Origin of the sequence: Stenotrophomonas sp. RS-48 (assembly GCF_030053245.1) — a bacterium.
GTDB lineage: Bacteria > Pseudomonadota > Gammaproteobacteria > Xanthomonadales > Xanthomonadaceae > Stenotrophomonas > Stenotrophomonas maltophilia_P.
The window spans coordinates 1-12,331 of the sequence record NZ_JASGBV010000018.1 but is presented as its reverse complement, the minus strand read 5'-3'; the positions used below and the strand labels follow the sequence as shown (position 1 = coordinate 12,331).

General features: G+C 68.0%; 10 protein-coding genes. 4 read left to right on the top strand and 6 right to left on the bottom strand.

Annotation, left to right across the window (positions count from 1 at the left end):
- Positions 1–43 precede the first annotated feature (43 nt).
- The 6 genes from QMZ25_RS04045 to QMZ25_RS04020 form a co-directional block, all read right to left on the bottom strand.
- Positions 44–442, bottom strand: a complete 399-nt coding sequence (locus tag QMZ25_RS04045) for a hypothetical protein (RefSeq protein WP_164151439.1) — start codon at positions 440–442, stop codon at positions 44–46.
- Between the two features lie 94 nt (positions 443–536).
- Positions 537–2,576 (bottom strand): FUSC family protein, encoded by a 2,040-nt coding sequence (locus QMZ25_RS04040; RefSeq protein ID WP_253118421.1) that lies wholly within the window; start codon positions 2,574–2,576, stop codon positions 537–539.
- Between the two features lie 3 nt (positions 2,577–2,579).
- Complete coding sequence (locus QMZ25_RS04035) at positions 2,580–4,031, bottom strand: efflux transporter outer membrane subunit (protein WP_065174051.1); 1,452 nt, start codon at positions 4,029–4,031, stop codon at positions 2,580–2,582.
- Positions 4,028–4,945 (bottom strand): HlyD family secretion protein, encoded by a 918-nt coding sequence (locus QMZ25_RS04030; protein WP_053517256.1) that lies wholly within the window; start codon positions 4,943–4,945, stop codon positions 4,028–4,030. Before QMZ25_RS04030 ends, QMZ25_RS04035 begins: the two co-directional genes overlap by 4 nt.
- Entirely contained in the window at positions 4,942–5,151 is a 210-nt protein-coding gene (locus tag QMZ25_RS04025; RefSeq protein ID WP_053517257.1) for a DUF1656 domain-containing protein, read from the bottom strand. The genes QMZ25_RS04030 and QMZ25_RS04025 overlap by 4 nt, the downstream gene beginning before the upstream one ends.
- A 105-nt stretch (positions 5,152–5,256) precedes the next feature.
- Positions 5,257–5,712, bottom strand: a complete 456-nt coding sequence (locus QMZ25_RS04020) for a MarR family transcriptional regulator (RefSeq protein WP_065174050.1) — start codon at positions 5,710–5,712, stop codon at positions 5,257–5,259.
- A 629-nt stretch (positions 5,713–6,341) separates the two neighbouring features.
- Here QMZ25_RS04020 and folE point away from each other — a divergent pair.
- From folE to QMZ25_RS04000, 4 genes are all read left to right on the top strand, one after another.
- Entirely contained in the window at positions 6,342–6,953 is a 612-nt protein-coding gene (gene folE / locus QMZ25_RS04015; RefSeq protein WP_180876256.1) for a GTP cyclohydrolase I FolE, read from the top strand.
- 112 nt (positions 6,954–7,065) lie between these two features.
- A complete protein-coding gene (locus tag QMZ25_RS04010) occupies positions 7,066–8,535 on the top strand; it encodes a DUF3375 domain-containing protein (protein ID WP_053520046.1) in 1,470 nt (489 codons plus the stop codon).
- Complete coding sequence (locus QMZ25_RS04005; protein WP_053520047.1) at positions 8,522–9,223, top strand: DUF4194 domain-containing protein; 702 nt, start codon at positions 8,522–8,524, stop codon at positions 9,221–9,223. The genes QMZ25_RS04010 and QMZ25_RS04005 overlap by 14 nt, the downstream gene beginning before the upstream one ends.
- A 16-nt stretch (positions 9,224–9,239) precedes the next feature.
- Positions 9,240–12,331, top strand: a 3,092-nt coding sequence (locus QMZ25_RS04000; RefSeq protein WP_283219167.1) for an ATP-binding protein, incomplete at its 3' end; no start/stop codon positions are given.

Below are 12,331 nucleotides of genomic sequence, written 5' to 3'. Positions count from 1 at the left end.
GGGTCGGATCCCCTTCCCAACGGGAACGGGATCCGACCCGGCGTCATTCCGCGATCAGCACCAGGCCATCGGGGAAGACGATGGCCGCTTCATCCGCGCTGACATCAAAGAAGCCCACCCCGTGCTCCTCCGCAAGGTCCTGTACCCGGCCGTGCGCACGCTCGGCCACGGAGTAGGCAAACGCACCGTAGATGACGTGCCGGCCGATGCTGTAGTCGGTGACCTCGGCGCGATCGTCCCCATCGTTGCTCAGCGGACCATTCAAGGGCGGGAACTCCTGTGCCATCGCGGCGAACCAGCCCTGCAGTGCCGGACTGCTGACCACCGGATCGTCGTACTCGTGGTTCTCGCCCCAGGCGGTCTGCTTCTCGAACCAGGCGATGAACGCTGCCGCCTCACGCGGGGCGACGCTGGCCTCGAACACCATCATGTCGTAACTCATTGAACCGTCCTGTTGTCGGGGCGAAAGGCCGCCGGGCATCGCCCGGCGCTACGGGGTAGCGATGGTAGCGCCGGGCCATGCCCGGCGGATCGCATCACATGGACGGCGATTCAGCATCCGCCAGCCCCGGCGCCAACGCTTTCGCCTCCGGGAACAGGGCGAAGCGCAGGCCCACCAGGCCCATCAACGCCTCGTCGCGTGCCTTGCAGGCCGCCACGCTGCCGACCCGCCCCAGCGAGGCATCCAACCGCTCGCGCAGCGTCTGATCGGCGGTGATCGGCCGGCGTGCCGCGACCTGGCGCCGATAGTGCGCGGCAATCTCCTGCAGGATCTGCTCAACGGCCTCGCGGCTGCGGTCGGGCAGTTCCAGCCGAGCACGCCGCAGCTGCAGGATGTTCAGGCCGATGCGGGCTTCATTGAGCATGTCCACCGACGCGATGTCGCTGCCTTCCGGCGTCGCCGCCAGCCGGGGGGCCAGCAGCCCGAGCAGGTCGAGCATGCGCGCGGCGAAGCGCTGCCGGTCCTGCTGTCCGCGGCCTTCGGCCGCTTCCGCCAGGGTGGTCCAGCCTTGCCGGACCAGCCGCCGCGCGGTCCATTCGGCACCTACCGAGCGGAACAGGCGGGTCATCACCACCGCAAAGCCGATGCCGATGAACATCGCCACTGACGAGTTCACGAACGTCTGGATGTTGGCGCTGTAGGTGTTCTGCAGGCTGAGCAGCGCGGCCAGATTGACCGTCAGCGGCAGCGCAAACAACGCACTCTTGGGGTGGTGCAGCAGCAGGCCCAGCGGCAGGAACGCCACCGCCAGCACCAGTGCCAGCAGTCCGAAGTCGTGAACGGCGGGGAATACACCGAACAGGTACACGCCTGCGACCAGCGAAGCCACCATCGCCCACACCAGGAACGAGACCATGCTCGGTGCCGGATCATCCTGTGCCGCGAAGAAGGCCGCCGTCACCGCAGCCATCATCGCGCCGTTGCCACCGCCTTCCCAGCCCAGCGCGATCCACAGCACGCAATAGCCCATCAGCGCCACGCCGGCGCTGAGCGCCGAGAACAGCGCCATGCCGTAGTCGACGTGCCTGTCGGCCGCGACCCGGTCGGTGCGGATGCGATAGTGCGCGCGGTCCAGCGGCGCGTTGCCGTGGTCGATCGCCTGCTGCAGCGTGCGGCAGTCCTGCCACAGGTCCACCAGCTCTTCCAGCCGCAGCAGCAGGCTGGCCAGCTGCAGGTGCTGCAGGTCGCGGTCCACCTGCGGTTTCACTGCGCTGATGCGCGCACGCAGGCGGGCGTAATCACTGGCACTGGCCGGTTGCTGCAGCCATTCGTGAATGTCGTCGATCACTGCCGGCAGCCCATCGGGCAGCGACTGGCCATTGCTTCGCAGCGCACTCAGGCGATCGGCAATGGAGGAAAGCACCGGCAACAGCAACAGCATGCGCTCGCGCAGCCGCTCCATGGAGACCGCCGCGCCGGTGTGGCGCGGATCATCGCGGCGCAGGAACTCGATCAATGCCTCGAACTGCACCAGATCGGCGGCCAGGCGGTTGCGCGGTGCATGCGCGCGGCCTCGCTCCAGGATCTGCCGGCACCACTGCGCCGCATCCTCCATCCAGGTGCCGATGCGTGCGCGCAGCATCGGCCGCACCGAAGCCGGGAACAGCAGCGAGGCGAACAGCACCGCCACCACCGTGCCGAGGATGATCTCCTCGCTGCGTGCCACGACCGTGTCGAAGATCGTCTCCGGCGAGGTCACGGCGGGGAAGCCGATGAAGGCGGTCGTATAGCCGGCGAGCAGGAAGGCATAGCCGCGCGGGCCGCGGTTGAGCAGGGCCAGGAACAGGCAGCCGGCCAGCCAGAACGACATCGCCGCGCTCAGCAGCAGTGGGGTTTCCACCAGCGCGGGCAGCACCAGCAGTGTGGCCAGGCCGGCCACCAGGGTGCCGACGATGCGGTATACGCCCTTGGCGCGGGTTGGTCCCAGCAGCGGCTGGCTGACGATGTAGACCGTACCCATCGCCCAGTACGGGCGCGACAGGTTGCCGGCCATGGCGATGTACAGGGCGGCGATCGCGGCCAGGTAGGTCTTGATCGAGAACAGCCACGCCTGGCGATCGGTCACGGCGTTCATCACTTAGTTCGCCGTGGCCCGTGGAGCGGCCGTCGCCTGCCAGCCACCGCCGAGCACCAGGAACAGGTGGATCTGATCGCGCGAGACCTGTGCTTCGGCCGCGGCCAGTGTGGCATCGCTGGTGGCCAGGCTGCGGTCGGCGTCCAGGCTGGCCAGGTACGGTGTCCGCCCACCCTGGTAAAGCCGGCGGTTCTGCTCGGCTGCCAGCGCGGCCTGTTCCTGGGCGATGCGCAGCGACTGCAGGCGGCGCAGGTCCTGTGCGTAGCGGTCCAGAGCGGTCTGCGTCTCACGCAGTGCCTGCAGCACAGTGTGGTCGAACTCGGCCAGCGCCGCATCGGCGCCCGCTTCGGCAGCGTGGATGCGTGCATGACTGCCCGATGACGGCAGCGTCCACGAGATCAGCGGCCCGATCGACCACTGCTGGGTCATGGGCTGGCCGAAATCTTCCAGCAGGCCGGCGGCGCCGATCGAAGCCCCCAGACGGATGTCCGGATAGAGTTCGGCAGTAGCCACGCCAATGCGCGCGGTGGCCGCGGCCAGCCTGCGTTCGGCCTGGCGCACATCCGGACGACGCTGCAGCAGCGCACGGCCATCTCCGACCGGCAGCGGTTGCGTCAGCGACGGTGCCTGTGCGCAGTCGATCACTCCGCCCGGCAACTGGCCGGGGGTCTGGCCGAGCAGGGCGGCCAGGGAGTACGCCGCCGCCGAGCGCTGCGCGCGCAACGGCGGCAACGCGGCCTCCAGCAGGGCGACCTGGGCATTGGCACGGGCCAGTTCCGGCGGCGTGCCGCGGCCGGCCGCGATCAACCGCTCGGTCACCGAGCGGCCGCGCTGCTGCAGCTGCAGCGAATGCTCGGCCACATGCAGTTCGTGGTTGGCGTGGCAGATCTCCAGATAGCTGTCGGCCACCTGCGCGACCACGCTGACCTGGGCCAGGTCGCGCGCCGCTGCGACCGCCTGCTCGTCGGCCCGCGCCGCTTCCGCACCGCGCTTGAGCTTGCCGAACAGATCGAACTGATAGCTGACCGCGAACTTGCCATCGGCCAGGTTGATCACCGGCAGTTCGTGTTCCTGCAGGAACGATTCGGCCGACAACTGCGCGCGGCTGACGCCGGCCTCGGCCTCGTACTCGAAGCCACCGGCGTCCAGTGCCTGTTCGTACACGGCCGCCGCGCGGCGCAGGTGGGCATCAGCGGCTTTCAACTCAACGTTGTCGCGCAGCGCCTGGCTGATCAGGCCGTCCAGCACCGGATCGTCGTACAGCGACCACCAGCGCGCCGGCAGCGGCTGGTTGGCGGCGATCTGCGGGTTCTGCGTATCGATGAACGCCGCATTCGCCTCCGGGCGCTTGAATGCCGAGCCTTCCGGTAGTGCATAGTCGGGACCAACGGTCCTGCACGCGGCCAGGCTGGCCAGTGCGACGATCAGGCCGAGGCGGGACAGTGCGGTATTCACAGGCGGCCCCGCGTCGGCGTGGGGCCGGCCTTGCTGTCATCCGCGCGGCGGCCGGTATCCACCGTCACGGTGGCGGTGCGGCCGGCGATCAACTCAACACCCGCGGGAAGATCATCGATGGCAATCCGCACGGGAATGCGCTGCGCCAGCCGCACCCAGTCGAATGCGGGTGTGACGTTCGGCAACAGGCTGCTGCCGTTGCTGCGGTAGCGGTCCTCGATGCCGGCGGCGATGCTCTCCACATGTCCCTGCAATGGCCTGGATTCACCCATCAGGCGGATGTCCACGCGCTGCCCGGGCACCACACCCTGCAGGCGGGTCTCCTCGAAATAGCCATCGATGCGGAATGAGCCGGTATCCAGCAACGCCAGTACCGGTTTGCCGGCCACCACGTAGTCTCCGACGCGCAGCGTACGGTCGTTGACCCGGCCGTCTGCCGGTGCGCGCACTTCGGTGCGGCCCAGATTGAGTTCGGCCAGATCGACTGCGGCCTGTGCCGTGGCCAGCGCGGCCTGTGCGGCCTGCAGCTTGGCCCGGCGCACTTCGGCGTCCTCGGCAGCGACGAGGTCCTGCAGGCTGCGATCACGACCGATCTCGCGCTTCAGCTGGGCCACCGACGCCTGGCGCTCGGCCAGGCTGGCCTGTGCCTGCTCCAGTGCGATGCGGTAGCGCGCACGGTCGACCACGAACAGCAGGTCGCCCTTCTTCACCGCCTGGTTGTCGGCGACGTTCACCGTCTCCACCAGGCCGGACACATCCGGCGCCATCTGCACCACGTCCGCGCCGACATGGGCGTCACGGGTCCAGGGCTCGTCCATGTAATAGACCCACAGCTGGCGCAGCACCAGCAGCGCGACGATCACGGCGGCACCGGTGAGCAGCACCGGCAGGGACTTCTTCACGATCTTGTTCACGATTGCATCCAGCGCAGAAGGTGGAAAAGCAGGCCCAGCACGATCCCGTACAGCGCCAGGTTGAACAGCGCCGGGTGCCAGACATGGCGGTAGGCACCGGCGCGTTGCAGCAGCGCGTGCAGACCGCTGTTGAGCAGATAGGCCAGCAGCATCAACCCGAGCAGGGTCGGGACGAACACTCCGTGGAGACTGAATTCACCAGGCATCGGTAGGGCAGGGCAGATGGGGGAGGGGAGGAACAACGGCACAACAACAACGGGTGACAGCCGCTGGCGTGGCAACGGCAGCGGCGGCATCCGGGGACATCGGTCTCACGTGATGCGGTCGGCGGCCTCGGCCAGCAGGCGCCATGCCTTCAGCACGGCGTGCAGTTCATCCATGGAAAGCGCGCCGAACACGTCCTGACGCAGGTCGATCAACTGATCTTCAAGTTCCTGCACCAGCGCTTGGCCGGCCTCGGTCAGCCACAGCAGGTTGGCGCGACGGTCGCTTGCATCACTTTCACGGCGGACCAGGTCGCTGGCACAGAGCTTGTCCAGCAGGCGTACCAGCGAGGGGCCCTCCATGCCCAGCTGCTGGGCCAGGGCGACCTGGCGGATGCCGCCGCCGGAGCGGCCGATCATCAGCAGGGGCATGGTGCAGGCGGTGGAGATCCCGTAGCTGCCCAACCGGCTGTCGGCCAGGCGCTGCCACTGCCGCCCTGCATACAGCAGGCCGGAGCTGAGCTGCATCTGCAGCACGGTGCGCTCGTCGAGGGGGCGGTCCATAGATAGATAGGATACTACTAATTTCATTCCTATCAATAGTATTTGCTGAATGGGCGCCCCATTGCGGTAGCGCCGGGCCGTGCCCGGCGAGCGGCATGGGGCCCGTCCACAGAGCCCGCCGGGCATGGCCCGGCGCTACCGCAGCACGTTCCGGAGCCATGAGCCTCGGCCCTCGACCCCGACTGCCGGCGCGCGATGAACCGTCCCCACAGGACGACCCACCCCCCGGTCCTCCGCCACCCGCCCCACATCCCGCGAACGCGGTGGGTTGGCTCCTTAAAGGCAAGAGCAGAAGCAGTGCGGACCAACGGTCCGCACCCACCAGGGCAGCGGCGCGCCGCTTCCGAAGCCATGAACCCCCGCTTTTGACTCCGCTTTCGGGGGGCCGACCGCGCCAGCAGGACATTGTCGGAGAGGGGAGGGGCAGGCCGGGCAGGACCGTCCACGGCATGGATGCCGTGGCCGAGCCTACAGGGACGTACTTGCGGCGTGTCCTGCCCGGCCTGCCCTTCCCCCTCTCGCTCAGCAGCCACGAGGCGCCGGAAGAACCCCCGATGAACCGTCCCCACAGGACGACCCACCCCCCGGTCAGGTACGATGCTCGCCCCCCGTTCGGGACGCTGTACGCAATGAGCAAGAACAACGAAAAGGCCGCCCCGCAGGGCGACGTGACCCAGGACCAGGCCGAGGAGGCCGTGCGCACCCTGCTGCGCTGGGCCGGAGAGGACCCGTCCCGCGAAGGCCTTCTGGACACCCCCCGCCGCGTCGCCGAAGCCTACGGCGACTGGTTCAGCGGTTACCGCGATGACCCGCGCGCCTACATGGAGCGGACCTTCGAGGAAGTCGCCGGTTACGACGAACTGATCGTCCTGCGTGACATCGAGTACGAGAGCCACTGCGAGCACCACATGGCGCCGATCATCGGCCGAGTGCATGTCGGCTACCTGCCGGCCGGCAAGGTGGTGGGCATCAGCAAGCTGGCGCGCGTCGTCGAGGCCTATGCCCGCCGTTTCCAGGTGCAGGAAAAGATGACGGCGCAGATCGCCCAGTGCATCCAGGATGTGCTGCAGCCGATCGGCGTCGGCGTGGTCGTCGAAGGGGCCCACGAGTGCATGACCACCCGCGGCATCCACAAGCGTGGCGTCAGCATGGTCACCTCCAAGATGCTCGGCAGCTTCCGCGACGATGCGCGTACCCGCGCCGAGTTCCTGCGCTTCATCGAAGTGGGCGGCAAGCGCTGAGCCGCTTCTCCCCGCACCGCCGGCCCATGGTGGCCGGCCTGCCCACGGCTGTCCCCGCGACGGCCGTGCGTGGCTGCCCGCAGCCGCCTGTCTTTCCCGATCCCCTCGCTGCATGAAGCATCGCGAACGCATCTCCCGCTACCGTCACCTGCGCGAACAGCCCCAATGGAAGCTGCTTGCCGCCGACCATGCGCCCGAAATCATCGGTCTGCTGCAGAGCCTGCTGATGGACGGCGAACGCACCTTGCCGTCCTCGGTGCTCAACGAGCGCCTGCAGCGCGCGCTGGACCAGCTCAATGGGGACGAACTGGCCCGTGACCTGCCGCGCACGGCGCAGGCCTACATCGCACACTGGCTGTCCCAGGGCTGGCTGGAGCGGCGGTTGCCCGAGGGTGCCGACCAGGAGCAGTACGAACTGTCGACCCAGGCCCTGCAGGCGATCCGCTTCGCCGACAGCCTCGAGCAGGCGCGCGTGGCTGCCACCGAGAGCCGCCTGGCACTGGTCATCGAACAGCTCTCGCAGCTGGCTGCACAGACCGAATCCGACCCCGATGCACGCCTGTCTGCGCTGCGCGACGAGCGCGACCGCATCGACGCCGAGATCGCGCGGGTCAGCGCCGGTCGTGTGGTCGCCCTGGACGGCAAGCGTGCACTGGAGCGCGCCCGCCAGATCATCGGTCTCGCCGACGAGCTGACCGAAGACTTCCGCCGGGTGCGCGACGGCTTCGAGCAGCTCAACCGTGAGTTCCGCGAGCGCATCATCGATGACGAAGGCGAACGTGGCGATGTGCTGTCGCAGCTGTTCGAGGGCGTGGACGTGATCGGCGAAAGCGATGCCGGCCGCAGCTTCCAGGCATTCTGGCGGCTGCTCAATGATGCCGAGCAGAGCGCGCAGCTCGATGCCGCGCTGGAAGCCGTGCTGGCACGCGGCTTTGCACGCCGCCTGGATCGCAACGAGCGCAACTTCCTGCGCAGCTTCACCAGCACCATGCTTGAACGCGGCGGCCAGGTACACGATGTCCTGCAGAATTTCGCGCGCAGCCTGCGCGGCTTCGTGCAGAGCCGCGGCTATCTTGAACAGCGTCGCCTCAATCAGCTGCTCAAGCAGGCCCAGTCCGAAGCGCTGGCTCTGCGCGACGAGTTCCCGGCCCAGCGCACGATCGGTCGTGACCTGCAGTTGACGACCAGCCGGCTGCGTTCGTGGTCGCAGTGGAAGCTGCACGACCCCCGCAGCGCCCAGGTCGATGGCAATGTCGAGTACAACGACGCGGCCAGCATCAGCCTGGAGAGCGTCGGTGATCTGGTGGCCTCGTCCGAAATCGATTTCCGCACCCTGCGCCGCGACCTGCACGACCTGCTCGATGCACAGCCGCGGCTCAGCATCGCCCAGGCGCTGTCGCAGCGCGAAGCGCCGCAGGGCCTGGGCAGCGTCATCGGCTACCTGTCGCTGGGCACGCGCTTCGGCAGCGTAGTCGCTGGCGAACAGGAGCTCGCCGAATGGCGTGGCGGCGACGGCCAACTGCGCCGCGCACGCATCCCGCTGGTTTGGTTCACCCAGGAGAGACGCCATGAGCTGGCATGAAGACCCCATCGAAGCACCGTCTGCCGACCAGGCCGAGGACGCCTACGAGGCCGAGCCGGCGATGCTCGAAGCGCAGCCACGGCGCGGCAACAGCGTGTACTACCTGGGTGATACCGGCCGCCTGCCGCTGGATGCCCGGCGCGCGCTGTGCCAGCTGCTGATCGGTCCCAGCATCGACCAGCTGCGCCACGCCAAGCTGTGGCCGGCACTGGTGCGCAGCGAGGCGGGCATCCGTTCAGCGCTGTCCGACCTGTTCCTGGAACTGGTGCTCGACCGCGAAAGCGGTGTGGCATTCACCCGCCAGGCCGACACCGAAGACGTCGATGCACCGGTACTGCTGCGGACCTCGCCGCTGACCTTCATTGACTCGGTGCTGTTGTTGTTCCTGCGCCAGCAGCTGGCTGAGGCCGACGCGCGCGGCAACCGCGCGGTGGTCGCCGACGCCGAGATGGCCGAAGCACTGGCCATCTACGAGAAGAACCTGTCCACCGACCGCGCCGGCTTCAACCGCCGCGTTGCATCGGCCGTGCAGAAGATGAAGGACAACCACATCCTGACCCGCCTGAGCGGCCAGGACGACCGCCACGAAGTCTCGCCGGCGCTGAAGCTGCTGTTCTCCGCCGAAGACGTGTCCCAGCTTTCGGCAGTGTACCGCCAGCTGCGCGAAACCCCGGCCGCCGAAGCCTGAGAGACCCGAACACCGCATGGCCATTTCCAAGCACACCCCCGCCCTGTTCAATGAAGGCCTGCCGGACCCGCGCCTGCAGCAGTTCCGCATGCGCCGCCTGCAGGTGCACAACTGGGGCACCTTCAACGGCCTGACCGAAGTACCGATCGCCGAGCGTGGCTTCCTGTTCGTCGGCCGTTCCGGCTCGGGCAAGTCGACCCTGCTCGATGCCATGTCCGCGCTGCTGACGCCGCCGGCCATCGTCGACTTCAACGCGGCCGCACGCGAGGCCGAGCGCAGTGGCCGCGACCGCAACCTGGTGTCCTACGTGCGTGGCGCGTGGGCCGACCAGCAGGACAGTGGCACCGGCGAGATTGCCACCCAGTACCTGCGCAAGGGTGCGACCTGGACCGCACTGGTGCTGGAGTACCGCGCCGGCGACGGCCGCGTGGTCAGCCTGGTGCGCCTGTTGTGGATCTCCGGCAACGGCACCTCGGCCGGCGACGTGCGCAAGCACTACATGATCGCCGAGCGTCCGTTCGACATCGCCAAGGATCTGGGCGGCTTCGATCTGGACCTGCGCAAGCTCAAGCAGAAGCTGGCCGACGTCCACCACTTCGACACCTTCTCCGGCTATGCCGAGCGCTTCCGCGACCTGCTCGGCATCGACAACGAGATGGCGCTGCGCCTGCTGCACAAGACGCAATCAGCGAAGAACCTGGGTGATCTCAACGTCTTCCTGCGCGACTTCATGCTCGACACGCCGAAGACGTTCGACGCCGCCGAGCGCCTGGTGAGTGATTTCGCCGAGCTTGACGGGGCCCATCAGGCGGTCGTCACCGCCCGTCGCCAGGTGGAGACGCTGTTGCCGGCGCGCGCCTATTACGCCGATCTGAAGGAAATGCACCGGCAGCGCGGTGACGACGAGGCGCTCAAGCTGGGCGTCGACAGTTTCCGCGAGAGCCGCCGCCAAGCGCTGATCGAAGCGCGCCTGCGCGAGATGGACGTGCGTGACCGTGGCCTGCTGGGGGAAGAGGCGCAGCGCCGCGCTGCGCTGGACAACCACAGCGAACGCCTGGCCGAGCTGGAACTGCAGCGGCGTCAGCAGGGCGGCGAGCGCATCGAAGAGCTGGAGCGCGAGCAGGGCCGCGCCGAAGCCGAGCGCGATCGCCGCAAGGCCAAGCGCGACCAGGCGCAGGAAGCCGCACGGAAACTGCAGGCCGAACTGCCCGACGATGCCCATGGCTTCGCCGAACTGGTCGAGCGTGCGCAGAACGAACTGCAGGATCGCCAGCGCGCTTCGGCCTCGCTGGACGATGCCATCAGCGAGCGCCTCGGTGGCAAGCGCGATGACGAGCGTCGCTTCGCTGAAGTACGCCTCGAACTTGACGCGATGCAGCGCACGCCCTCCAACATTCCGGCGCCGATGCAGAAGCTGCGTGCACGGTTGGCGGAAGAGACCGGCATTTCCGAAGTGGCGTTGCCGTTCGTCGGCGAGCTGATCCAGGTCCGCTCCGAGGAACAGGGCTGGCAGGGTGCGATCGAACGCGTGCTGGGTGGCTTCGCGCTGTCGCTGCTGGTTGACGACAAGCACTACAACGCGGTTGCCGACTGGGTGAACCGCACCCACCTCGGCATGCGCTTCACCTACTACCGCGTGCGCCGCAACGACGAGGCGTTCGCCCGCGAACCATCGGCGAAGTCGCTGCTGCACAAGCTGGAGCTGCGCGACCACGTGTTCGAGAGCTGGCTGCGGCGTGAGCTGGGCAAGCGATTCGACTACGAATGCGTGGATGCCAGACAGCTGCGCAACGTCGACCGCGGCATCACCCGCGAAGGCCAGGTCAAGCATCCGGGCGACCGCTTCGAGAAGGACGACCGCAGTGCCGTGGGCGATCGCCGTCGCTGGATTCTCGGTTTCAACAATCACGACAAGGTCGGTGCGTTCGAACGTGAGGCGCAGGAACTGGCCAAGCGCATCGCCAGCTGCGAGACCGATATCGCGAGCCTGCGTGGCCAGCGCGATCGTGACAACGAGCGCCGCCTGGCCTGCCACGAGCTCGCGGGTATCCAATGGAACGAGATCGACGTCGCCGCGCCCCAGCAGCGCCTGACCGACATCGAAGCCAGCCTGCGCGACCTGCGCGAAGGCAATGCCGACCTGGCCAGGCTGGCACAGCAGATCGACGCCGTGCGCGCCGACATCGAGCAGGCCCGCCGCACCTATGAGGATGTCCGCGTCGAGCGCGGCCAGCTGGTCCGGGAACGTGACCGCCTCGACCGCGCGCGCCAGCAGAGCCGCGCGCTGGTGCTGCCAACGCTGGCCGAAGCGCAGGAGAGCGGCCTGGCAGAGCGGTTGCAGCAACAGGGCCCGCTCAGCCTGGAAACGCTGGAAGCGCACATGCGCCAGGTCAGCAACGCGCTGAACGAACAGTTGTCGTCCTCGCAGCAGGACCTCAACCGTATCGAAAACCAGCTGGTCGGCTGCTTCCGCCGCTTCATCCAGCAGTGGCCGGAAGAATCCGGCGACTTCACCGCATCGGTGGCGTCGGCCGAGGACTTCCTCGCCCGCCTCGACCGTCTCGAACGCGATGGCCTGCCGCAGCATGAGGAACGCTTCTTCGATCTGCTGCAGAACCAGAGCAAGAACAACCTGCTGGCCCTGCAGCGCCACAGCGCCGAGGCCCGCAAGTCGATCGGCCAGCGCCTGGACGAAGTCAACGCCAGCCTGGAGCAGGTGCCGTTCAATCGGGGCACCCTGCTGACCATCGAATTGAGCGACCGCCGGCTGCCGGAAGTGCTGGAGTTCCAGCTGCAGCTGCGCGAAGTGCTGTCGCAGCAGCAGACCGAGCAGCGTGAACTGGCGGAGTCACAGTTCACCGTGCTGCGCCAGCTGGTCAACCGCCTGGGTTCGCAGGAAGGTGAGGACAAGCGCTGGCGCGAGCTGGTCCTGGACGTGCGCATGCACGTGGAGTTCATCGGCGTCGAACTCGATGCGGAAACGCGCCAGCAGGTCGAGATCTACCGCAGCGGCGCCGGCAAGTCCGGTGGCCAGCGGCAGAAGCTCGCCACCACCTGCCTGGCCGCAGCGCTGCGTTACCAGCTCGGCGGCGCTGACAGCCAGCTGCC

What these genes read in the sequence shown, in the direction of transcription:
- QMZ25_RS04045 (WP_164151439.1), bottom strand. Translation starts at nt 442, where the DNA reads ATGAGTTACGACATGATGGTGTTCGAGGCCAGCGTCGCCCCGCGTGAG.
- QMZ25_RS04040 (WP_253118421.1), bottom strand. Translation starts at nt 2,576, where the DNA reads ATGAACGCCGTGACCGATCGCCAGGCGTGGCTGTTCTCGATCAAGACC.
- QMZ25_RS04025 (WP_053517257.1), bottom strand. Translation starts at nt 5,151, where the DNA reads ATGCCTGGTGAATTCAGTCTCCACGGAGTGTTCGTCCCGACCCTGCTC.
- QMZ25_RS04020 (WP_065174050.1), bottom strand. Translation starts at nt 5,712, where the DNA reads ATGGACCGCCCCCTCGACGAGCGCACCGTGCTGCAGATGCAGCTCAGC.
- folE (WP_180876256.1), top strand. Translation starts at nt 6,342, where the DNA reads ATGAGCAAGAACAACGAAAAGGCCGCCCCGCAGGGCGACGTGACCCAG.
- QMZ25_RS04010 (WP_053520046.1), top strand. Translation starts at nt 7,066, where the DNA reads ATGAAGCATCGCGAACGCATCTCCCGCTACCGTCACCTGCGCGAACAG.
- QMZ25_RS04005 (WP_053520047.1), top strand. Translation starts at nt 8,522, where the DNA reads ATGAGCTGGCATGAAGACCCCATCGAAGCACCGTCTGCCGACCAGGCC.